Source organism: Ignatzschineria indica (genome assembly GCF_003121925.1).
Classification (GTDB): Bacteria; Pseudomonadota; Gammaproteobacteria; order Cardiobacteriales; family Wohlfahrtiimonadaceae; genus Ignatzschineria; species Ignatzschineria indica.
The window spans coordinates 279,955-302,484 of sequence record NZ_QEWR01000003.1; the positions used below are offsets into that span (position 1 = coordinate 279,955).

Consider the following 22,530-nt stretch of genomic DNA (forward strand, 5'->3'; position numbering starts at 1 on the left):
CTATCAAGATTCGGTACAACCTACCATTATTATCGATACCTACGCATCTCTACTTGAGCCCTACTTGATCTCTATTTATCGATATTCAATTTAAGAGCCACTTTATGAAAAAACAATTACTACCACTTCTCCTCTCCTTAACACTCATAGCTTGCACCCATGCCCCTGACACCATTCGCATCGATCAACCCTACCTTGATGCACAAAAACAGATTCAATCACTCCCGACAGATCAATACCAGATTCTTCCCAATCGGAGCATCTATATCGGCGAGTTAAAATCAGGAGAAGCGACCGGCTACGGCAAAATTATAATGCCCGATGGATCTCGTTATCAAGGAGCAGTTAAAAAGGGCTTACCTCATGGTTTTGGGCGCAGTGAGATAAGTAGTGGCGAGATCTATGAGGGAGAACATAAAAATGGCCGTTTTGAAGGTCGAGGGCGCTTAATCTTAAGTGATGGCTCCACCTTTATCGGCACCTTTAAAGATCATAAAGTCGATCGAGGAGAGATCTTCTTTCCCGATGGAAGCCGCGGAGTCTCCCGCTAAATAGATCACGCCCCAAATCAACTAATCAATCAACTAGATCAGGTAGATCAGCTTTATGCTTTTCGCTGATGAACCTTTTCATGTTGGGGATCTTCCTGATGAGGATTGAGCCCTTCCTTCTCCTCATCGATTCGCCCCGCCATTAAATCACCATCATCATGGCGCAATCGAGCAAAGATATAGGTGGCAAAGAAAGTTAAAGACCCCATCGTGATAAAGGTCAGTTGGAATGCCTTTTCAGTATTCTCCGACACAAACCATCCCTGCCCCACATAGAAGTTTAGGAAGAGTGCTGCAAATGCGACACCTAGTGTTAAAGCTAACTGCTGATTAACAACCATTAGACTATTTCCACTGCTGACCTGTTCTTTTCTTAAATCTCCAATCGTCAAGGTATTCATCGCCGTAAATTGGGTGGAGTTACAGACACCTAAGATAAAGAGAATCACAATTAAGAGCGGTATAGGGATAAAGCGCCCTATAAATCCAATCGTAATAATTAAGAGGCTAATAAAGAGCGTATTCCAGATCAGTACCCGGCGATATCCCGTCATCTTTAAAATTCGAGTTACAATTGGTTTAACAAAGAGTCCACCAACAGCGATCGGTACTAAAAGCCACCCCGCATCACTCGGACTATAGCCTAATGCAACTTGAAAAAAGAGTGGCAGAAGAAAAGGCATCGCACTAATCCCTAAACGGGCGATAAGATTTCCTAAAAGCCCGATACGATAAGTTCTGACATCTAAAAGGGTTGTGGCAAATAGTGGCGCCTCTTTCCGTTTCGCATAGAACCAATAATTGATTAATAGAATAAAACCGACAATCAGAAGGGGGAAGGTAATCCACTTCTGCTCTCCATTGATGGAGTACTCAAGACCAAAAGTAATCGCAAAAATACCCAAAGCAAAGATCAGGTAGCCGCGAAGATCAAATCGGAAAGGCTCACCACGAAAATCAGGCATAAAAAAGAGCGCTAATATGAGGACAATCGCACCGATCGGAATATTGATAAGAAAGATCCAATGCCAACTCATATATTGCACTAGATATCCCCCTAATACAGGTCCTAATATAGGACCAATCAGCGCCGGCGTAATTGCATAATTGATCACTCGCAGATACTCTTTTCGGTCATAAGCCTTCATTAATGCCAATCGCGCAACCGGCGTTAACATCGCCCCTCCAACCCCTTGCAATACTCGAGAGAGCGTTAATTGTAGAAGTGTTAATGAGAGCGCCGCAAAGAGTGAACCCAACGTAAAGAAGACAACCGCTAAAAGAAAGGTTCGTTTAGTGCCGATCTTATCAGAAACTACGCCACTGATCGGCGCACAGATCGCTAAGACTAACGTATAGACAACCAAGATTGATTGGATCTTCAGTTGCGGTTCATTGAGATCTCGCGCAATCGAGGGAAGCGCGGTATTAAGAATAGTGGTGTCGAGCATCTGCATAAAGATTGCGATGGCTAAAATCACCGGCAGTAAAACTCGATAACGCTGATTCTTCAGTTCGGTTTCTCTGCTCTCTCCCATAGATTCCCCTTTTTCCTTGCTATTTATAGTGAGTGTAACCCCCTTACTTAAAAAAATATAGCCCCCTGCGTGCTTTCCGATTGCTTTAATTGAAAAACTTAGGCAAAATGGTGCGCTTGAGTTAGCTAGATGATCGCTGGTTATTGCAAAATAACGAGAGGAAAGTCCGGGCTCCTCGGATCAAGATGCTAGATAACGTCTAGAGGGCGCGAGTCCATGGAAAGTGCTGAAGAAATGATACCGCCTAAAGATCATTAGATCTCGGTAAGGGTGAGAAGGTGCGGTAAGAGCGCACCGTGCGAGAGGTGACTCTTCGTAGCTGAGGTAAACCCCATCTGGAGCAAGACCAAATAGGAGTACATTAGACGAGATCCGCGTTGTACTCGGGTAGGTCGCTTGAGCCTAGAAGCAATTCTAGGCCTAGAGGAATGATCATCCACGACAGAACCCGGCTTATCGGCTAACTCATCCCCATTTTATAAAAGAATCACGACGAGAGATCACTATGACAATTATTGATGCGATTCTTGAAGGGAGAGCACAATTAACACATCTTCCCTCCCCCCAATTTGAAGCAGAACTTCTCCTCTCCTATCTGCTCAAACGAAATCGTAGTTATCTCATCGCCTTTCCCGAAAAAGTATTATCCCCTACCCTTATAGAGCAATATCGACAGCTTCTTATCCGCCGAGCAGCGGGAGAGCCTTTCGCTTATATTAGCGGAGAAAAGGAGTTTTACGGCTTACAATTGACAGTCAATGAAGAGACTTTAATTCCGCGTGATGATACTGAAGTGATTGTAGAAGCTGCTCTTGAGCGGATTCCTATAACTGTGGAGAACGCCTTCTCTCTACTCGATCTTGGCACCGGCAGTGGCGCTATTGCGCTAGCCATCAAAAAATATCGTCCTGATATTGAGGTGACCGCTGTTGATTACTATCCACAAACTTTAAAAGTTGCAGCACAAAATGCCCAGAGAAATAATCTCGATATTGAGTTTATCGAGAGCAATTGGTTTAGCGCACTTCCTAAAGCCTCTTATCATCTCATTCTCTCCAATCCCCCCTATATCGATCCCATCGACCCTCACCTTGATGGTGATGGTGTGAAATATGAACCTAAACGCGCCCTTATTGCAGAAGATAGCGGTTTAGGTGATCTTTTTTATCTGATTGAAAATGCCCCCTACTACTTTAAAGATTCCGGCTGGCTTCTGCTAGAGCATGGCTTCGATCAAGGTAAAGTTTTACAACAGAAAATGGCTGAAAGAGGATATCAATCGATCGAAACTCGAAAAGATTATGGGGGTAATGATCGTGTGACGCTCGGTTTTTATCCGTCCACTAGCCGCCCCTAAGTCCGAACAGAGAATACTTTTAGCCTAAAAAAGTGACAAAAACACCTTTTTTTGGTGAAAAGTACCGATTTATCTCTCAATAATACCTTTTTATCCCTCCTCTTTTTGCTATCGTGAATTCAGGTTGTCATTACCAATAATAAAAAACCAAAGGAGGGAATAATGACAAAATTACCTGAAGACTTTCGTGCAGAAAAAAATCGTCCATTTACCGGAGCAGAATATATCGAGAGCTTAAAAGATGAGCGTGAAATCTATATCTATGGCAAGCGCGTCAAAGATATTACCACTCATCCGGCATTTCGTAACTCTGTCGCCTCAATCGCAAAACTCTATGATGCGCTTCATGATCCGGCAACTAAAGAGAAGTTAACCTGGGAGACTGATACCGGCAATGGGGGTTATACCCATAAATTCTTCCGCTATGCTAAAAGTCGTGAAGAGTTAAGAGAGCAGATCGAAGCGATCTCCGAATGGTCAAAATTGACTTACGGTTGGATGGGACGCTCTCCCGATTATAAAGCAGCTCTTGGGAATACTTTCGGTGTTAATGCCGACTACTATGGGGAGTTTGCCGATAATGCTCGTCGCTGGTATAAGCGATTGCAAGAGAGCTGCCTCTATATGAATCACGCAATTGTCAATCCTCCTATTGATCGGGCAAAACCGGTCAGTGAGTTGAAAGATGTCTTTATCACCGTTCAAGAAGAGAGAGAAGATGGAATCATCGTCAGTGGGGCTAAAGTTGTTGCGACAAACTCAGCCTTAACCCACTACAATTTCATCGGTCCTGGTCCTGCGAACTTAATTGGTGAAGAACCCTCTTCTGCAATGATGTTTATCGCCCCGATGAATGCAAAAGGTGTGAAACTGATCTGTCGCCCCTCTTATGAATTGATGAGCAGCCTGACCGGAAATGCCTTTGACTATCCTCTCTCTAGTCGCTTTGATGAGAATGATGCGATCCTCATCTTCGATAAGGTCTTTATCCCTTGGGAAGATGTCTTAATCTATAGAGATCCTAAAAAATGTCAGGCTTGGTTTGGACAAGCAGGATTTGTGCAGCTCTTCCCTATGCAGGCTTGTGCCCGCTTTGTGGTCAAGCTCGAGTTTATCACAGGTCTTTTAGTAAAAGCATTGGAGTGTACCGGCTCTCTTGAATTCCGTGGCGTTCAAGCACAAGTAGGAGAAGTTGCCGGCCTTCGTAATGCCTTTAGCTCCTTCTTAGAGGCGATGTGGGCAAATTCAAAAGAGTGGAATGGAACTTTCCTCCCCGATCAAGAGGCGGTCCATGCCTATCGAGCAAATGCGCCAGAAGCATATGCTCGTATTAAAAATATTATTGAAAAGACAGTGGCAAGTGGTTTGATCTATCTTCCTTCAGGATCTCGTGATCTCCAAGACCCAACACTTGATCATTACTTAAGTATCTATTGTCGAGGTTCCAATGATATTAGCCACACCGATCGTATTAAGATCTTAAAACTTCTCTGGGATGCTATCGGAACTGAGTTTGGCGGGCGTCATGAACTCTATGAGATCAACTATGCCGGCAACCAAGATGATATTCGTACCCAATGTTTAGGCCAACTTCGTGCCTCAGGGGAGCTCGATCGAATGATCGGTTTAGTGGATCAGTGTCTCTCTGATTATGATGTCGATGGCTGGACTGTTCCCCATCTCCATAACTCAGATGACATCAATGTCATTGATCAATTATTAGCAGATCGCTAACGTCAAATTCGGCAGATAAAATTCCTCGCTCACCGCTTCTCACCTGTTCTTACCCGCTGTGAGTGGGGAATCTATCTAAAAAATGATAATAAAAGCATATAAGTAATTATCGAAGGAGGAGATGATGAATAAACCTCAATTAACCCCCATTCAACAACAGTTCCGCGATGCAATGAGTTCGCTCTCAGCTGCAGTTAATATTATCACTACTAATGGGCGTGCCGGAAAATGTGGCTTAACAGCAACTGCGGTCTGCTCTATTACAGATTCTCCCCCAACAGTGATGATTGCGGTTAACCAAAATAGCAAAACAAACGCAACGCTCAAAGAGAATGGCGTCGTTGCCATCAATATCTTAGCAAAGGAGCATGAGGAGACAGCTAAAGATTTTGCTGGATTAACGCAGCTTAATATCGAAGAACGTTTTCGCCGCCATGCATGGTGCGAAGGGGCGCATCAACTCCCAATCCTGCAAGATTCGCTTGCCAATCTACAAGGGGAGATTATTCAAACAATGGAGATGGGAACTCATACCCTCTTCTTTATTGAGCTCTTTGAGATTCGAAATCGTACCGGCGGCGCTGCTCTTGCCTACTTCTCTCGCGCCTTCCATGCGGTAGGGGATGAGATGCGATAAATAATTCAGGATTGAAATATTATAAATTAAGGCGCAAAGAGCTAATTTATAAAAAGAATATCCATATAACTTAAGATATAAATAAGGAAAGGGAGGAATAGTCTTATTCTTATTTCTACTACCATTCTTCCCTTTCTTTACAATATCCAGAAATATAAATTAACTTAACAAGAGAAAAAGTCTTTAAAGTTAATGATAAGCAGAAAGAGAGGATAATGGCTTTAATTCACCGGATGTTTCTAATTTACGAACCTTAAAAGGACCATAAAAAATCATGCCTATCAGAATAATACCGACATAGCCTGCTATGGGATAAAAATACCCCATTAACTGAACAAATCCTACAAAACTAATACCATAACCAATTACTAGTGTTACTAAAATATAAACTCTAGATTTTACTGTTTCCATCTCCACATAACGAGAAATAAAAACATAAAACATACTTACTGCAGTACTATAAATCATAGCCATTGCCATTAAAGTCAATAAGGGGCTTAGACTAGGGGCATAGGTATTCATAATTTGTAATGAAGGCATAGAAGCTAACGTATCGACTGTTGGAGCAATCACTTTAATTTGAGAAAAAAGTGCAAAATGTCCCATAGATAGCACTCCCCCTATAATAAGCCCTCCAAGCGCACCTCCCCATTTCGCTACTTTGGGGTCTTTCTCTTCCCCACCAATTACTAAAGACATTCCCACGCCCGCCACTGTCATCATAGTGACATGATTAAGTGCTGCAATCCACCAGTTTGGGAGTGTCCCTGGTAAAGTATCACCGACAGCTATTACATAATCATTAACTTCTGCATAGCTCTCTACTTGATTCACTAATGAGTGATAAACCATAATTGACAATAGCACAATTAAAATTGGTGTGATTAGTCCTATCACTAGGATAATTTTACGAAGACGTAACATCAATGTTATCGTCACAAGTGAAGTCATTATTAGCCCTCCTTGCCACAAGGGCATATCATATTGCTGCTTAAATAATGCTGCACTGCCGGAAAGCATTATAATGCCGGTACCTAACATCATAAAGATAATTAAATAATCAATAAATCTTCCTACTACTTTACCTCCAATCAAATAGGTAACTTCTTTATAGTTTTTAGATTTAAGCCTCTGACCTAAACCTGTCACAAAGTAACCAACAATCCCATAAAGTATAGTTGCCATCAATACACCTATTGTTCCATCCATACCAAATGATGTGTAGTAAAAAAACGGTTCCATTCCCGAAGCATTTCCAGCCCCAACAACAACACTCGCATAGGCAAATGCAATAATAAAAACCTCTATAACCTTTCTCATACATTCCTCCTGAGTAATAAAATTCTTAGATATATCCCCATAGCTTTTTATTATTAAAATTTATTTTATGATCTATATTTTTCATTCATTTGATGGCCGCAATATCTGACCTAAAGGGTATCTAAGATACTTTTGAGTCTCGCTTTTTTGAGCAAGAAGTGTCAAAAGATATGAATTCAAGAGTTTATGAATTATTTTCTTACATTATTTATTAACTGCTCTATTAATTCATTCCGAAAACTATTCCTTAAAGGAATGAAGCTGTGCATTAAGTTCGCTTGTCTCATCGTCTACGGAACATGTAGGATCAAATTACCCCTTTTTTTCAATGAGGCATTAAGCAAAACAATAAAATCGTTGTAATAAGGGTCAACAAATAAATTTCAGGGAGTAACTAACAAGCAATGAGTAATTCCTCTGGATTTATCATTGCTATTTTCCAACATGGTTAATAACGAGGATAATTGAAATGAGTATTTCCATATTACAAAAATTAGGCGTCTCAAATAGAATACTAAGTGATGGTTCACACAAAATTTATAGTCCAATTGATGGTTCCGTTATCGCAAAATTAAATTTTGCTGAAGCAGCTGAAGCTAACGATATTATCGATAAAGCCCATCAGGCCTTTTTAGATTGGAGAACTGTACCGGCTCCTATTCGAGGAGAACTAGTCCGTATTCTAGGAGAATTACTTAGAGAACATAAAACTGATCTTGCATCAATCATTACACTCGAAGCAGGTAAAATACAATCAGAAGCCCTAGGTGAAGTACAGGAGATGATTGATATTTGTGACTTTGCAGTTGGTCTTTCACGTCAACTATATGGTTTAACTATTGCTTCGGAACGTCCTGGTCACCATATGCGTGAAACCTGGCATCCACTAGGAGTCGTTGGTGTTATTACTGCCTTTAACTTTCCAATGGCGGTTTGGTCATGGAATGCAGCAATTGCACTCATATGTGGAAATAGTGTTGTCTGGAAACCCTCTGAAAAAACACCTCTCACAGCCCTAGCTTGTCAAGCTGTTTTTGAAAAAGCCTTAGATCAATTTGTGAAAACAACTTCTTCCACTGCACCAGCCAACCTTTCCCAAACCTTAATCGGCGGCCCAGAAGCAGGTAATGCGCTTGTAGAAAATACTAAAGTGCCCTTAATTAGTGCCACCGGTAGTACAAGAATGGGACAAGAGGTAGCTCCTAAAGTAGCAGCTCGCTTCGGACGCACAATTCTTGAGCTCGGTGGTAATAATGCTATGATTCTCACAGAGTCAGCAGATATAGAGCTTGCTGTACGAGCAATACTGTTTAGTGCTGCAGGAACCGCAGGACAAAGATGCACTACCCTTAGAAGATTAATCGTTCACAAGTCTATAAAAAATGAAGTTCTTAAACGTCTTAAAGCATCTTACAAAACAATTTCTGTAGGATCACCTTTAGATACTAATAATCTTGTGGGGCCATTAATTGATAAAGATTCTTTTGATGCTATGCAAACCTCTTTAGCCGCAGCACAAGCAAGTGGTGGAGTAGTAACGGGTGGTGAACGAGTACTTGCAGACGAGATGCCTGAGGCCTACTACGTTAGACCAGCAATTGTTGAAATGCCCTTCCAGAATGATGTCGTAAAACATGAAACCTTTGCTCCCATCCTTTACGTCATGGAGTATGAAAACTTTAAAGATGCAATAACAATGAATAATGAAGTACCCCAAGGGCTTTCATCTTGTATCTTCACTAATGATGTTCGTGAAGCTGAGTTTTTCCAAAGTGCTGCAGGTAGTGATTGTGGTATTGCTAATGTGAATATTGGAACAAGCGGTGCCGAAATTGGGGGGGCTTTTGGTGGCGAAAAAGAAACTGGTGGAGGCCGTGAGTCTGGCTCCGATGCATGGAAAGGTTATATGCGTCGCCAAACAAATACTATTAACTACTCTAGAGAATTACCACTTGCTCAAGGCGTAAAGTTTGATTAGGGTAAAAAATAAGAGAGATTGTTATAAAATTAACAATCTCCTTTTAATGCTACATAAACATAATATGAACATCATATAAATATTGTATAAATATAAACTTCTATCATTATTTTTAAAAAACAAAATAAACAAGCTCAAATAATAAAAATAAATGAGCAGGTGGGGAATACCTGCTCAAAAGGAGGGGGGGAGACATGAAGATCTCTATCGACCAACTACGATATCTTATCGAAGAAATATTAGATAGCCATGGATTTAGCGCGCCACACAGGGATGCTGTTGTTCAAAATTTAATGACCGCTCAGATAGCTGACTGCCAATCTCATGGAGTCTGGCGTGTATTAGAACTCATTAAAAATTTAGAAAAAGGTATGCTTAATCCTACAGCAGTTCCTAAAATTACCAACTCTACCGAAGCTATTATTCGTATTGACTGCCAAATGACCTCTGCACAATATGGCCATGCTATAGGGCTTCCACTCTTAATTCAAAAAACAAAAAATGCTGGTATCTCACTTTTAGCTATTAATCATTCAATTCATTTTTCTGCACTTTGGGTTGAACTAGAAATATTAGCAAAAGCAGGCTTAGTAGGTATAGCAATGACAACAAGCCATTCCTGGGTTGCCCCTTTTGGTGGTAGTGGGCCACTTTTAGGTACTAATCCATTAGCTTTCGCATGGCCTAGATCTAATATAGATCGCCCTTACATTTTTGACTTTGCTACAAGTGCCGTAGCTCGAGGTGAAATTCAACTTTATGCGCGTGAAGGAAAAATGCTTCCCGATAACTTAGCTATTGATAAAGATGGGAATCCAACAAACAATCCCTTAGAAGCCCTAAAAGGCTCTATGCTCACCTTTGGTAGTTATAAAGGTACAGCTATCTCTACTATGATTGAGCTCCTCGCCGGCCCATTAATTGATGATCTCACAAGTCAGGAATCTCAATTAATGGCTAAAAAAGGAGCTACTTTACCTTATGGGGGAGAATTGATTATTGCAATTGATCCTAAAAAAATATTAGGAGATGCGTATAAAGATGCGCTATTACGTGCTGAAAACTATCTAAATCAATTTAATAAAATGGGAGTTAGGCTTCCATCTGAAAGAAGATTTAGTGCAAGGGATAAAAACTTGAGGGAAGGCATATTGTCTATTCCAAAGTCACTCATCACAGATCTCAAGTCACTCAAAAAGCAACAAGCATAAATAGATTTAACACATCATTATACTCAAGATCTCTTAAGAACCTCATATTTAAAAGGTAGTCCATTATGTTAAATAGTTCTCTCAAATATGAAAATCTTTGGCATACTCTAGTCGATAATAAAATTGATTTTCCTTCAATCTCTCAAAATGACGTTACAGATGTCTGCATTATCGGAGCTGGGTTCACAGGTCTATCAGCTGCAATTCATCTTGCTGAAAAAGGTAAGTCAGTTATATTACTAGAAGCTCACCATATTGCCTATGGTGGTAGTGGCAGAAATGTAGGGCTAGTAAATGCCGGCACTTGGAACAAACCGGATTTCATGGTTGATATTTTAGGAGAAGAGATGGGAGAGAGCCTAATTGCAGCCCTCGGTAATGCTCCAAAACTCGTCTTCTCTCTTATTGAAAAATATAAAATAGATGCCCAACAAATGCCTGTCGGTACATTACATATGGCACATAATGAAAAAGGCATTTCTGAACTAGAGGATAGATACCAACAACTTATAAAAAGAGGAGCAAACGTAGAGCTTTTACGAGGCGCAAAAATAGAAGAATATTCTGGGAGTAGCAAAATCCCAGTTGCACTTCTCGATCATCGTGCAGGGACTGTCAATCCCTATGCTTATGCTATAGGAATGGCTGAAGCAGCTTTAAAACTAGGTGTTAAAATTTATGAGTGTAGCCCCGTAACTTCAGTAAACTGTCTCACAAGAGGGGAGTGGGAAATATCTGTTTCAGACCATAAAATTAAAGCAGAAAAAGTCATCATTGCTACGAATGCTTATGCCGAAGGTGATCTAAACAAATATCGAAAAGCAGTATATAGTGGAGGCTATTATCAAGTAGCATCTAAACCCTTAACTGGAGATGCTGGTAAAACAATACTCCCATATAAACAAGGCTCATGGGATACTCGAATGGTATTAAGCAGTATACGCCTTGATAAAGAAAATCGTTTAGTCTTAGGTAGCATGGGATTTTCTCACAATAAACCAGCATGTTACTTAAAGTCTTGGGCAAATCGAATCCAGCAACACTATTTCCCACAATTAGGAAAGAACCTAGAATGGGAATATACTTGGTGTGGACGTATTGGCTTCACTGATAATCATACACCAAAAATATTTGAACCAGCAGAAGGGCTAATTGCAGCAATTGGCTATAACGGTCGCGGCATTACAACTGGAACTCTTGTAGGTAAACTATTTGCTGATTACTTCACGTCAGAAGAGAGAAAGCCTGAAATTCCTATCCCTTTCTTCTCATCTATAGATGATTCAAAATGCAATTATCGCCAAATAAAATCACTATATATGGAAACGGGGTTTACACTTTATCACTTAGGACAATGCTTAAAAATTATTCGTTAACATTTGAGGATAATTAGTCTGTCATTAATTGAAACTAAATATAAATGCGAGTTGAAGCAACATCGCTAATATAGCGCTAATATAACTAGCCCTAGCTTATCTGAGCGATGTTGCTAAACATCTAAAGAGTTTTGAGACAATAAGATATATCCATAACCCCCCCTAACTTATAGATATGAAGAGCCACATGATTATTATTTTTTAATCTTCTCTTCGTTATTAGGAGATATTAAAGATCACATCATCTTTCAATGATTATATTCTCGATCGATATTATTTTTTGATGATCATATTTTAAATCCTCTAAGGCAAAGAATCTGGTTACCTTGATCAAAAGGTTGATTTTATCTATCAATAATAGACAATCAGCGCTACTAGTCTTAATTATCTTATTATTTACATAGTCAAATTAAATATATCTGCACATAGTTATTATGTTTTATTTGTTAACTTTATTTGTTAACTTATTAGATTGAAATATATTGATTTACATTATTAATAAGCATCCCACTTACATAGCGAGATACTCTTTTTCCAAATAAGTTAGAATCCAGTCCCGTACCATCTTTACTTTTGGCTCACCAGAATGACTCTTAGGATAGATCATATAATAAGACCCTAACCCATTTAGACGATGACTTGAAGCCGGTACTAGTGTGCCATTCTTAAGATCAGATTCAACTAAAACTTTTGGAACCAATGCTAAACCACAGCCAGTTTTAGCAGCACTAATACAAGATGACCATCGCTCAAAAAGTAAAGATCGATATCCATCCGGATAATCTTGATTTAAACGCTCAAAAAAATGATCCCAGGTATTTAAACGTGATCGACACTCTATTAAACGAGCTTTGAAATAGATATCCGCCTCATCCTTACCTAAATTCTTTGCTAAAATATCGGGATGGCATACAGGGATCATCTCCTCATTAAATAACTCAACTGCCTCCATATTATGCCACCCCCCATAACCATAAACAAATGCAATATCGGCATCCACTTCTAAAGGATCATATGGGATATTTTGTTCATAAAATGACAGCTGTATATCACCATAATATGCAGTAAATCCTTTTAATGCTCGCACTAACCATGCTGAGCTGAGCGAAGGATGGGATGCAATTTTAATAACTTCCTCAAAAACACCATAAGATAACATCTCTTTTGAGGATTCCTCTATCTTTCGCAAGATTGAATTTACATGAGATAAATAGATACTTCCCGCCGGCGATAATTCTAACTTTTGCCGATATCGGACAAAAAGCTTCACCTGTAAACTATTTTCTAACAGTGCTACCTGCTTACTAATCGCACTTTGTGTTAAATTCAACTCTTCTGCCGCTAGGGTAAAACTTAAGTGCTTCGCTGAAACTTGAAAACAACGCATGGTATGCGTCGTTGGCAAATATAAACGACTCATGATATCTCCCTTTAGTTACTATTAAATAATTTTTATTATAATAATCACAGTGAAAATTCGTTACCTGAGCTTTCCAATTATATCTTTTTTATGTAAACATTGGATCTGAATCTATTCCTACATATTATCTCTTACTGATCTCTCATCTAAGAAAATTTTAAGTTTATAACAATCCTTTCACAATTAAAAAAATCTTACGAACCTTCTTCTCTGACTATGGATCTCTCATTATAACCAATAAATTATCTATCAATTAATGACTCTTTGCCGATAAGCACTAGGAGTTATTGCGGCATAACGCTTAAAAAACCGGGTAAAATAGGAAGAATCCTTAAATCCCAATTGATGTGCAATTTCAATAATAGAGAGCGATTGATACTTTAAGAGAAACTCCGCCTCTTTAACAAGTCGCTGTGCAACATACTCCTTTGCCGGCAAACCTCCCAACTCACGACAGATATTATTAAGTGTCGAAACCGTTATATTGAGCTTTTTCGCATAGCGTGGCAATGCCCAATGCTCCCGAAAATGTTCATCGATAAGGTGAAGATAACGCCGAAACTTCTCAGCATGCCGATGTTGACATAAAAAGAGCGCAGATCCATGATGCGCTAAACGAAATGAGACAATATAGGCGAGCCGAATCCAGCAGAGCAGAAGTGCCCGAAGCCCTAGGCTCTCCTCTTTAGAGATCTCCTCCTGAATCGATTCTAGAGAATTCTCTAAGATAGCGATTTCAGAAGAATGCTCTCCTTTTAAAGCTAAATCTAATATAAATGCCTCATCTCGATAGGAGCGGGTAGCATCGGGAAGCTTATTGAGTATATCCACCAAAATCTCTTTTGAAATAAAAAGAAGATGCCCTTTAACACATCCTCTAATAGTGATCTTTTGTGCTCGCCCCGGCGCTGAATAGTAGATAAAGGGACGATCTCGAATCACATTTTTTTGTGTGGCATGCTCTAAAATCGCCTCCCCTTCCGTAATATAGAGAAGCTGATAGAAACTATTACGTGTTGAATTTCGCCTCATATCATAAAGGATATTGCCCTCCATCTCTGATCTTGAGGCACACTCGCTAGAGATCTCCTCTAATGATTCATAGATAAATCCCAAATTCTCCCCAATGGTGCTCTTCACAATGGGAAGATTATCCGGCAACAACTGACTCAATATCATCATTCGCTCCTTCTTCTATCAGATAGCTAGAAGCAGATCCCACTGATAAATGTGATCTGCCCCATTACCCATCTATTACCCGTCCTACTAAATAGGCTCTCTTTATTGACGCTTCCTATCTACATCCCTTTATCTGCTTTTTGATCTACTTTTTGATCTACTTCTTTATCTGCCTCTTGATTTTCATCTCTTAATTGACTCCTCTTAAAAGATCTATTGAAGCATCTCTGCTGCTAAATCAGCTTCAAAAATCAGAGGAAAGAGCAGATAGATAAAGAGAATAATAAGAAAGAGCGTCACGATTGTTAAAAATGTGCCTTTCGATAACATATCTCTAAAGGTAATTTTTCCTGTTGCAAAGATAATGGCGTTACTTGGCGTACTAATTGGCATCATATAGGCAAATCCTGCTCCTAATGCCGAGGCGGCCATTAATGGTAGAGGGTGTGCATCTGTTGCAACAGCAAGTGTAATTGCTATTGGTAGGAGAATTGTTCCCGTGGCTGTATTAGGTGTTACTTGTGTCATCAAAATACTGATGATGGTCATTGAACAGAGAACCAGAAAATAGGAGGTTCCTCGCAGCGCTAAGAGTTGATCGCCAGCCCAAGAAGAGAGATCCGTCTTCGCAAAACCCACTGCGATCGCCATTCCACCCCCCACTAAGAGCAATACATCCCACGGCATCTTTTTTAAAGAGCTACCATCGAGAAGGCGGCCATTATCTCCCCGCTTAGTGGGTACAAGATAGAGGAGGATCGCGCCGGCAATTGCTATCATCGTATCACTAATTCCAGGAATAACACCGACCCAGAGGAAGGAGCGGGAGATCCAGAAGAATGCGGTTAAGATAAAGATAAGAGAAACCATCTTCTCTTCGTAACTCATCGGCCCTAAATCTTTACGAGTCTGCTCAATAAAAGCGGCACTACCAGAGAGTCGTTTCACTTTAAGAGGATAAGCAATCCGAATGAGATAGAAAGATGCACAGATCATCAAGAGCGTGATTAAAGGGACAGCAAAGAGCATCCATCGCGCAAAGGAGATGTCGATTCCTAAAAGCTCTTTTGAAAGCCCTGCTAAAATAAGGTTTGTCGGGGTACCGATCAATGTCGCACTTCCCCCAATTGTGGCACCAAATCCGATTGCAAAGATAATCGACTTTTGAACCTTGATCTCCTCTAGCTCACTATGACCTGCTTCTTCTCGCATCAGCTCAATCACTTTGCCGGCAATTGCAGTACCTATCGGGATCATTAAGAGCGCCGTTGCCGTATTAGAGACCCACATAGAGAGAAATCCAGTTGCTAACATAAAACCGATAATTAGACCAGAAAGACTCGTTCCAACAAGACTAATCACAGTAATAGCAATTCGCTCATGCAGACGCCAACGCTCAAGTGCTAATGCAATAGCAAAGCCTCCCAAAAAGAGGAAATTTAAGGGATCTGCATAACTCGTTGCCGCCTCTTTACCTGTCACATTTGTAAAGATGGGCAATAGGATAATGGGCAAAAGTGACGTAATCCCTAAAGGCAAAACTTCTAAAATCCACCATGTCGCCACCCAAGTAATGGTTGCTAAAACTCCTCTTCCGGCCTCGCTTAATCCTTCGAGCGGAAAGACCCAATAGATTAAAACAAAGAGGAGTGGCCCCAATATTAATCCTAAAAATTGAGTCAAACTGTAGGTTTTACGAATCTCCGGTCTTAGGCCGGTCTCATTATTAATACCTCCTGTAAACAACATTCTCAGTCGTTTCATGGTCAGCATCTCTTTTGATCTATTATGGGAATCCCATAAATAGTTATTAACTTTTTTCATGCTATCTCTCTTCTAACCTCTGGAGGTTTTTCTCTTCATTACAATTGATCTGATGGTTCATAGAGAGTCCTTACGTTTTTCGGATCTCTTATGCCATCTTTTTTATCGCTCTATCGTTCTATCACTTGAGCGACTTTTATTATTTATTCTTATTGTTTGTTCTTACTATTTGTTTTTGATGTCTAGATATACCGAGCGCCATAACTAACATCACATTGGGGCTCAATCTATTCTCTATTATTTCTCGATGGATATCTCTTTAACCTCCTCGTAGTATCTTCTTATTTTTGAATCATAAAATCTGAATCATAAGATCTGAATTATAAGATCAATAAGTAGAACGCCCCTGCTTAAAGAGGCGTTCTAATAAAGTTTATAAGATATTGATACAGCTACATAAAGGAGAGGCCTGTAAAGGTCAGGGAGATAATAATCCCAGACAAGAAGAGCCAAATAAGACAGTAGCCCATAATATCTCTCGCTGATAATCCGGCAACACCTAAGAGAGGTAAAGCCCAGAAAGGTTGAATTTGATTAGTCCAAGCATCCCCCCAAGCAAACGCCATGATTGTCTGAGGCAGATCTGCTTTTAATGCCATTGCCGCTTCAATCATCACAGGCCCTTGAATCGCCCACTGCCCACCTCCTGAAGGTATAAAAATATTAACTAATCCAGCGGCGATAAAAGTCATAAAGGGAAATGTATGCTCTGTTGAGATAGTAATAAACCAATCAGCAAAAATCATCACTAAACCAGAACTGGCCATCATCCCCGCAACTCCAGCATAGAGAGGGAACTGAATAATAATCCCACGAGTTGCAACAATTCCTTCCTTAATCACATCTAAAAAGGCAGCGGGACTTCGATGAAGCAACAGTGCTAAAGCCAAGAAGATTAAAATAATCATATTGAGATTAAGGTTGAATCCTAGATCTTTAAAATGGCTTACAATATAGATCACAGGCATTGCCGCTAGCAGAAGATTGACCCAATAACTATGCTCTAAACGTTCAGAAAAGGTCATCTCTTTTTTACTCTTATCGATATAACCATAAACCTTCTCCTCCTCGTCACTACCTTGATACTCAACAATATTCTCTTTTTTAGGTGTCATACTGATAAAGAGCAGTATTAAAGCGACTAAAATAACAATCGAAAGTGTTATATTCCATCCAGAATAGAGGGTTTCAGTCACAGGGATAATTCCGATTTTCTCCTCTAAGAAATGCCCAGGAGTAGCAACAACAAGAGGAATAGAAGAAGATGGGCCTCGAACCAATTCAGCGCCATATGCAACGGCAACTACCATGGGAAAGTGCAAGCCTTTCATCTTCTTTCCCATCTCCTTTGCCAAAATAGCACCGACGACAAAACCAAATCCCCAATTAATGTAGCAAGCAATAAAGGAGATAAGGCCAACAAGCGCTAAAGCTTGTCGAGGATTTTTAGGAAGATCCGTTAAAAATGTTAAAACCTTTCGCGCAATAGGTGTTAAGGCTAGAGCATAGCCCGTTAAGAGAACTAAAGTCATCTGCATCCCAAAAGTAAAGAGAGATGAGAAACCTTTACCCCAATAATTTGCCATCTCAAGAGGTGACTGCTCTGCGATGGCTAACCCTAAAACAAAGACAATTGCTGTTAAAAAAATCGCTAAAATCAGTGCATCAGGGAGATAGCGCTGCATTATGCGAACTGTAAAGTTTGTTAATTTATCCACAATTCCTCCTAGAAAATTATTTTATTAGTGGTATTGATTGTTGTTTCGTTCGCTATTCAACACGCTCAATAATTAAGGCAATCCCTTGACCAACACCGATACACATTGTGCAGAGAGCATAACGCCCTTCTCGACGTTGTAATTCATTTAGGGCTGCAATCACTAGACGCGCACCTGATGCCCCTAATGGATGGCCTAATGCAATTGCCCCACCATTGGGATTGATTCGTTCATCATGATCATCTAGACCTAATTCTCGAATACAGGCTAAGGCTTGCGCCGCAAATGCTTCATTGAGCTCAATAACATCCATCTCTGCCAATGTTAAACCAGATCGTTTAAGTAGTTTCTTAACTGCGGGAACGGGACCTATCCCCATCACTGAAGGTTCAACCCCCATACTCTGCATTCCTACGATTCGCGCTTTAGGGGTTAAACCATACTGTGCAACTGCCTCATCTGAGGCGATTAAGAGCGCTGCCGCTCCATCATTAATTCCAGATGCATTGCCGGCAGTAATGACACCCTCTTTTTTAACAAAAGGCTTAAGTTTCGCTAACCCTTCCAATGTCGTTGTCGGACGCAAATGCTCATCTTTAGCGACGATAAGATCTTCACCACGCCTTTGAGGAATGTGGACCGGCATAATCTCTTCTGCAAGATAGCCTGCCATATCTGCTTGAGCTGCCTTCATCTGACTTGCATAGGCAAAAGCATCTTGATCTTCTCGGGAGATCTGATAACGTTCTGCAACATTTTCCGCCGTTTCCGGCATCGTTTCCGTACCATAAAGCTGATCTAGCTTTGGATTGATAAAACGCCAGCCCATTGTGGTATCTTCCATGATCTGCCCACGACCAAAAGCGCTATCGCTCTTACCAACAACAAAGGGTGAACGTGTCATCGACTCAACACCGCCGGCAATCACCAAATCTGCTTCTCCTGCTCTAATTGCACGAGCTGCTGAACCAATCGCTTCTAAACTAGAACCACATAATCGATTGACCGTCACCCCAGGTACTTCTTGCGGTAATCCCGCTAATAATGCAGCCATTCGCGCAACGTTACGATTATCTTCCCCGGCTTGGTTAGCACACCCCAAAATAACATCATCCACCGCTTCCCACTTTACTTGAGGATGACTGCGCATCAATTCCGTGATCGGTAACGCCGCTAAATCATCGGCACGAACAGGGGCCAATCCGCCACCATATCGCCCAAATGGGGTACGAATGGCATCACAAATATAAGCATTTCTCTCACTCATCTTTTATCTCTCTCTTTTTACGCTCTTTTTTAGCTTAATATCACTCACGCCTACCACTTTTTATACCAATACTTATGCTTACTGTGACTTCTCTTCTGCAGTTGCATCTATTAAAGGCGCATCTGTTAAGGCTTCTAACTCTGGAAAAGTAATGCCTCCAAAGAGCTCAGTTACATGAAGTTTTTGATCACGAACATCTATTACAGCCAGATCGGTATAGATACGATCAACACATCCGATGCCAGTCAGTGGGTAAGTACAATTTTTAACGATCTTGGGCGTTCCATCGCGCGTTGTATGATTCGTCGCAACCCAGACATTTTTAGCACCAATCGCTAAATCCATCGCTCCCCCCACAGCAGGAATGGCATCAGGCTCACCGGTATGCCAATTGGCAAGATCCCCATTTTCCGCAACCTGAAAGGCCCCCAAAACACAGATATCGATATGCCCACCTCGCATCATGGTAAAAGAGTCTCCATGATGAAAATAACTTCCTCCCGGTAAGAGCGTTACCATCTCTTTCCCGGCATTGATAAGATCAGGATCTTCTTCACCCGGTGCCGGCGATGGTCCCATTCCCAATAAGCCATTTTCACTATGGAGAAAAACCTCTTTATCATCTCCAAGGTAATTGGCAATTGAGGTTGGAAGGCCAATTCCTAAATTGACATAAGCGCCATCAAAGATATCTTCAGCAACCCTTGCGGCAATCTCATTTCTCGTTAATGGTTTATAGTTTTTTGTCATCTCTCTCTTCCTTATCTAATTTCCACAACATCTGTTACAAATATGCCGGGTGTGACGATACATTCAGGATCTAAGGCACCTACCTCGACCACTTCATTCACCTGAGCAATAGTCTCTGCTGCTGCGGCTGCCATAATAGGACCAAAGTTCCGTGCTGTTTTTCGATAGATAAGGTTGCCGTAACGATCTCCCTTATAAGCTTTGATTAAGGCAAAATCAGCCGTAATGGGATACTCCAAAACATAGTTTTTACCATTGATCTCTCGAGTCTCTTTCCCTTTTGCAAGCTCTGTTCCATAGCCCGTTGGGGTGAAGATCGCACCAAAGCCCGATCCTGCGGCTTGAATTCTAGCGGCAAGATTACCCTGAGGAACGAGCTCTAGTTCAATCTCTCCTGCACGATAGAGGGCATCGAAGACATAAGAGTCCGATTGACGAGGAAATGAGCAGATAATCTTCTTAACGCGCTTAGCTTTAAGAAGCGCGGCTAAACCGATATCTCCATTGCCGGCATTATTATTGATGATGGTAAGATCCGTAGCGCCATGTTCAATCAGCGCATCTATGAGTTCAGCAGGCTGCCCTGCCGTCCCAAATCCGCCAATCATAACGGTGGCGCCATCGAATATCTTTCCGATCGCTGCATGAATAGATGGGCTAATTTTATTAATCATATTGATCCTTTTGTAATATCCCTTTGTAAAAATATATATTGTGATGGTAAGTGGTGATAAATATTGCCTTTCTCTCCCCAACCACTCTCTTGTTGCCACTTCTCTTCCAGCTTCTTCCCTTAAAGCTCAATTACTGAAAGATTCAATGACTGAAAACTCAATCTCTAAACTCTTCTTGGGAAAATCGAGCGCAAAAAAGGGGTCTCCAACCACCTTAAGGTGTTGAATTTATTAATTATTTCATTGTGCTAGTTTTTATTCTTCAACTATGGCTTATCACATCTCTCCGATTCTTTTATCGCTCTTTTATCGTTCTTTTTTATTGTTGTTATATCTATTATGGTGATAGATCATAGAGAGATGAAAAGAGATAGAGCCAAACTCCATAATAAAGAGCTCGACTCTATCTCTCTTTCTGTGAGGCTATGGAGAATCCTCACTGAAATAGCGATGCATCCTCCTTAAAATGATTCAATAGAAGAGATGCATCTCTAATAACGCCCTTTTAGAGTGCCGCTCTTGCACGTGAGCTACGCACTTCCTGATCACTATCTGCTGCTTTCGTTAATGAAAAATCAAAGACTAACTCTTTATAAGGACCTTTCATCTTCGCTGCTGCAATCTTCTCTGGATCGTTTACTTCTACAGCATCAACAATCAGTTCATCACGTGTTGCATAAGCAAAATCATCATGACAGAACGGATCATCGCTTAAGTTAATTTGTGTTGTTAAATGACGATAACCTGGCGCATGAACAAAGAAATGAATATGTGCAGGTCTAGATCCATGACGTCCTAAAAGCGTTAATAACTGCTCTGTCGGGTTTCCTGGTGGAACAGAATATCCGCTTGGCACAATACTACGCGCAGTATATTGTCCATTATCTGTCTTAATGGTACGACGCATATTGAAATCTGATTGACTCTGATCGAAGAAAGAGTAGTTTCCTTTACTATTACAGTGCCATACCTCTACCGTTGCGTTAGGAATCACTTCTCCTGTTACGGCATCAACCACCTTTCCTGAAAGATGCATCAAATCACTCTCAGTATCGGTTCCATCATCGAGCTGAGCTTCCCCTTCAACAACTGGAGCGCCGGCAACATAGAGCGGCCCTTCAATAGTTCTCGGTGTTGCGCCATCTTTTGCTAATCCCGCGTTCTCATCAAGCTCATCTTCACGTACGTCAAGGATATGCTCTAATCCTAAACCCGCTACAAGGAGTGCTGTCTCATGTGCTTGGCCTAAGCGAAGAAGATAATTGGCACCGTGCCAAAACTCATCTACCGTAATATCAAGATCATCAATCGCTTTACAGAGATCTGATAAGAGACGGTGAACAATCTCCTTAACACGGGGATTCCCCTCATCTGAATCGTAACCTGCAGCTGTACGTAAAAAACCTTCTAAAAACTCTGGACTAGAAATTTTTGTTTTCATCTTTATTCTCCTAACTTTGGTGTTTACCATTTTTATATCTATTCGACTCTTAAGGTCGATCGTATTCTAGAAGCTTAGATTGAGTACTTTTTTATTAAGTGTGGTGCTCTTAAGCTCTATTGCTGCTAGATAACTCGCTTATTGAGTAGCGAGATCTAGACTTTTTAAAACTTTCAAACTTCTATTTTGACTTCAACTCTGATTCTTCAAACTCTGATTTTTCTAATGATCATCTTCACGAATAGAAGAAGGATGACGGCAAAGCGCCTCTACTTTAATCTCCATATAGGGATAGAGTGGTAATCCCGTCAAGAGCGTATGAAGCTCCTCATTACTCTCTACATCAAAGATACTGACATTGGCATATTGCCCTGCGACACGCCAGATATGACGCCACTTTCCAGAACGTTGAAGCTCTTGGGAGTAAGCTTTTTCAGTTGCTAGAATCTCCGTACGACGCTCAGGATCCATAGACTCTGGAATATTGACAATCATCTCAACTTTAAACAGCATGACATCTCCTTTTAATAAAATTTCTCTACTGATTCAACTCAT

The 22,530-nt window shown here is 40.7% G+C and carries 18 protein-coding genes and 1 other RNA gene; 8 read left to right on the forward strand and 11 right to left on the reverse strand.

The genetic code is table 11. The features are described from left to right. Window positions 1–104: 104 nt before the first annotated feature. The gene (locus DC082_RS07295) at window positions 105–551 is read left to right on the forward strand and encodes an MORN repeat-containing protein (protein ID WP_109236404.1); all 447 of its coding nucleotides are present in this window, start codon (window positions 105–107) and stop codon (window positions 549–551) included. 53 nt (window positions 552–604) lie between these two features. On the opposite strand, the gene DC082_RS07300 is transcribed toward DC082_RS07295, so the two are convergent. Next, window positions 605–2,089 carry an MFS transporter gene (locus tag DC082_RS07300; protein ID WP_109236405.1) on the reverse strand — a complete coding sequence of 495 codons (1,485 nt, stop codon included), beginning with the start codon at window positions 2,087–2,089 and terminating at the stop codon, window positions 605–607. Window positions 2,090–2,206: 117 nt separating this feature from the next. Here DC082_RS07300 and rnpB point away from each other — a divergent pair. The 4 genes from rnpB to hpaC all read left to right on the forward strand — a co-directional run bounded on the left by rnpB (window position 2,207) and on the right by hpaC (window position 5,817). Then, window positions 2,207–2,561: RNase P RNA component class A (gene rnpB / locus DC082_RS07305), an RNA gene on the forward strand. Between the two features lie 33 nt (window positions 2,562–2,594). Continuing rightward, window positions 2,595–3,446 (forward strand): peptide chain release factor N(5)-glutamine methyltransferase, encoded by an 852-nt coding sequence (gene prmC / locus DC082_RS07310; protein ID WP_109236406.1) that lies wholly within the window; start codon window positions 2,595–2,597, stop codon window positions 3,444–3,446. Window positions 3,447–3,608: 162 nt separating this feature from the next. Next, window positions 3,609–5,180, forward strand: a complete 1,572-nt coding sequence (hpaB, locus tag DC082_RS07315) for a 4-hydroxyphenylacetate 3-monooxygenase, oxygenase component (RefSeq protein WP_109236407.1) — start codon at window positions 3,609–3,611, stop codon at window positions 5,178–5,180. A 121-nt stretch (window positions 5,181–5,301) separates the two neighbouring features. Then, window positions 5,302–5,817 carry a 4-hydroxyphenylacetate 3-monooxygenase, reductase component gene (gene hpaC, locus DC082_RS07320; protein WP_229821636.1) on the forward strand — a complete coding sequence of 172 codons (516 nt, stop codon included), beginning with the start codon at window positions 5,302–5,304 and terminating at the stop codon, window positions 5,815–5,817. A gap of 189 nt (window positions 5,818–6,006) precedes the next feature. Here hpaC and DC082_RS07325 read toward each other — a convergent pair whose 3' ends face one another. Next, a complete protein-coding gene (locus DC082_RS07325) occupies window positions 6,007–7,137 on the reverse strand; it encodes a YkvI family membrane protein (RefSeq protein WP_109236409.1) in 1,131 nt (376 codons plus the stop codon). A gap of 469 nt (window positions 7,138–7,606) precedes the next feature. Here DC082_RS07325 and amaB point away from each other — a divergent pair, with 469 nt between their 5' ends. The 3 genes from amaB (at window position 7,607) to amaA (ending at window position 11,702) form a co-directional block, all read left to right on the forward strand. Next, window positions 7,607–9,115: an L-piperidine-6-carboxylate dehydrogenase gene (gene amaB, locus DC082_RS07330; RefSeq protein WP_109236410.1), complete on the forward strand. Its 1,509-nt coding sequence runs from the start codon at window positions 7,607–7,609 to the stop codon at window positions 9,113–9,115. Between the two features lie 194 nt (window positions 9,116–9,309). Further along, on the forward strand, window positions 9,310–10,326 hold the full coding sequence (locus tag DC082_RS07335; protein ID WP_109236411.1) for an Ldh family oxidoreductase: 1,017 nt from the start codon (window positions 9,310–9,312) through the stop codon (window positions 10,324–10,326). A 65-nt stretch (window positions 10,327–10,391) separates the two neighbouring features. After that, on the forward strand, window positions 10,392–11,702 hold the full coding sequence (gene amaA, locus DC082_RS07340; protein WP_109236412.1) for an L-pipecolate oxidase: 1,311 nt from the start codon (window positions 10,392–10,394) through the stop codon (window positions 11,700–11,702). 511 nt (window positions 11,703–12,213) lie between these two features. On the opposite strand, the gene DC082_RS07345 is transcribed toward amaA, so the two are convergent. The 9 genes from DC082_RS07345 to catC all read right to left on the reverse strand — a co-directional run bounded on the left by DC082_RS07345 (window position 12,214) and on the right by catC (window position 22,488). Beyond that, window positions 12,214–13,122, reverse strand: coding sequence for a LysR substrate-binding domain-containing protein (locus tag DC082_RS07345; RefSeq protein WP_109236413.1), 909 nt, complete (start codon window positions 13,120–13,122; stop codon window positions 12,214–12,216). A gap of 249 nt (window positions 13,123–13,371) precedes the next feature. Then, the gene (locus tag DC082_RS07350) at window positions 13,372–14,304 is read right to left on the reverse strand and encodes a helix-turn-helix domain-containing protein (protein ID WP_109236414.1); all 933 of its coding nucleotides are present in this window, start codon (window positions 14,302–14,304) and stop codon (window positions 13,372–13,374) included. 210 nt (window positions 14,305–14,514) lie between these two features. Further along, a complete protein-coding gene (locus DC082_RS07355) occupies window positions 14,515–16,065 on the reverse strand; it encodes an SLC13 family permease (RefSeq protein ID WP_157957420.1) in 1,551 nt (516 codons plus the stop codon). Window positions 16,066–16,517: 452 nt separating this feature from the next. After that, window positions 16,518–17,843 (reverse strand): short-chain fatty acid transporter, encoded by a 1,326-nt coding sequence (locus tag DC082_RS07360; protein ID WP_109236416.1) that lies wholly within the window; start codon window positions 17,841–17,843, stop codon window positions 16,518–16,520. Window positions 17,844–17,895: 52 nt separating this feature from the next. Next, window positions 17,896–19,110, reverse strand: coding sequence for a 3-oxoadipyl-CoA thiolase (gene pcaF, locus DC082_RS07365; protein WP_109236417.1), 1,215 nt, complete (start codon window positions 19,108–19,110; stop codon window positions 17,896–17,898). 78 nt (window positions 19,111–19,188) lie between these two features. Next, on the reverse strand, window positions 19,189–19,860 hold the full coding sequence (locus DC082_RS07370) for a 3-oxoacid CoA-transferase subunit B (protein ID WP_109236418.1): 672 nt from the start codon (window positions 19,858–19,860) through the stop codon (window positions 19,189–19,191). Between the two features lie 11 nt (window positions 19,861–19,871). Beyond that, on the reverse strand, window positions 19,872–20,534 hold the full coding sequence (locus DC082_RS07375) for a 3-oxoacid CoA-transferase subunit A (RefSeq protein WP_094567938.1): 663 nt from the start codon (window positions 20,532–20,534) through the stop codon (window positions 19,872–19,874). A 505-nt stretch (window positions 20,535–21,039) separates the two neighbouring features. Then, window positions 21,040–21,975 carry a catechol 1,2-dioxygenase gene (catA, locus tag DC082_RS07380; protein WP_109236419.1) on the reverse strand — a complete coding sequence of 312 codons (936 nt, stop codon included), beginning with the start codon at window positions 21,973–21,975 and terminating at the stop codon, window positions 21,040–21,042. Window positions 21,976–22,197: 222 nt separating this feature from the next. Next, window positions 22,198–22,488, reverse strand: coding sequence for a muconolactone Delta-isomerase (catC, locus tag DC082_RS07385; RefSeq protein ID WP_109236420.1), 291 nt, complete (start codon window positions 22,486–22,488; stop codon window positions 22,198–22,200). Window positions 22,489–22,530: the final 42 nt, after the last annotated feature.

Bases quoted from the DNA above. Each gene is read 5' to 3' on its own strand.
- amaB (WP_109236410.1), top strand. From the start codon at position 7,607: ATGAGTATTTCCATATTACAAAAATTAGGCGTCTCAAATAGAATACTA.
- catC (WP_109236420.1), bottom strand. From the start codon at position 22,488: ATGCTGTTTAAAGTTGAGATGATTGTCAATATTCCAGAGTCTATGGAT.
- DC082_RS07325 (WP_109236409.1), bottom strand. From the start codon at position 7,137: ATGAGAAAGGTTATAGAGGTTTTTATTATTGCATTTGCCTATGCGAGT.
- amaA (WP_109236412.1), top strand. From the start codon at position 10,392: ATGTTAAATAGTTCTCTCAAATATGAAAATCTTTGGCATACTCTAGTC.
- DC082_RS07375 (WP_094567938.1), bottom strand. From the start codon at position 20,534: ATGATTAATAAAATTAGCCCATCTATTCATGCAGCGATCGGAAAGATA.
- hpaB (WP_109236407.1), top strand. From the start codon at position 3,609: ATGACAAAATTACCTGAAGACTTTCGTGCAGAAAAAAATCGTCCATTT.
- DC082_RS07335 (WP_109236411.1), top strand. From the start codon at position 9,310: ATGAAGATCTCTATCGACCAACTACGATATCTTATCGAAGAAATATTA.
- catA (WP_109236419.1), bottom strand. From the start codon at position 21,975: ATGAAAACAAAAATTTCTAGTCCAGAGTTTTTAGAAGGTTTTTTACGT.
- DC082_RS07295 (WP_109236404.1), top strand. From the start codon at position 105: ATGAAAAAACAATTACTACCACTTCTCCTCTCCTTAACACTCATAGCT.
- DC082_RS07300 (WP_109236405.1), bottom strand. From the start codon at position 2,089: ATGGGAGAGAGCAGAGAAACCGAACTGAAGAATCAGCGTTATCGAGTT.
- pcaF (WP_109236417.1), bottom strand. From the start codon at position 19,110: ATGAGTGAGAGAAATGCTTATATTTGTGATGCCATTCGTACCCCATTT.
- hpaC (WP_229821636.1), top strand. From the start codon at position 5,302: ATGATGAATAAACCTCAATTAACCCCCATTCAACAACAGTTCCGCGAT.
- DC082_RS07355 (WP_157957420.1), bottom strand. From the start codon at position 16,065: ATGAAACGACTGAGAATGTTGTTTACAGGAGGTATTAATAATGAGACC.
- prmC (WP_109236406.1), top strand. From the start codon at position 2,595: ATGACAATTATTGATGCGATTCTTGAAGGGAGAGCACAATTAACACAT.
- DC082_RS07370 (WP_109236418.1), bottom strand. From the start codon at position 19,860: ATGACAAAAAACTATAAACCATTAACGAGAAATGAGATTGCCGCAAGG.
- DC082_RS07350 (WP_109236414.1), bottom strand. From the start codon at position 14,304: ATGATGATATTGAGTCAGTTGTTGCCGGATAATCTTCCCATTGTGAAG.
- DC082_RS07345 (WP_109236413.1), bottom strand. From the start codon at position 13,122: ATGAGTCGTTTATATTTGCCAACGACGCATACCATGCGTTGTTTTCAA.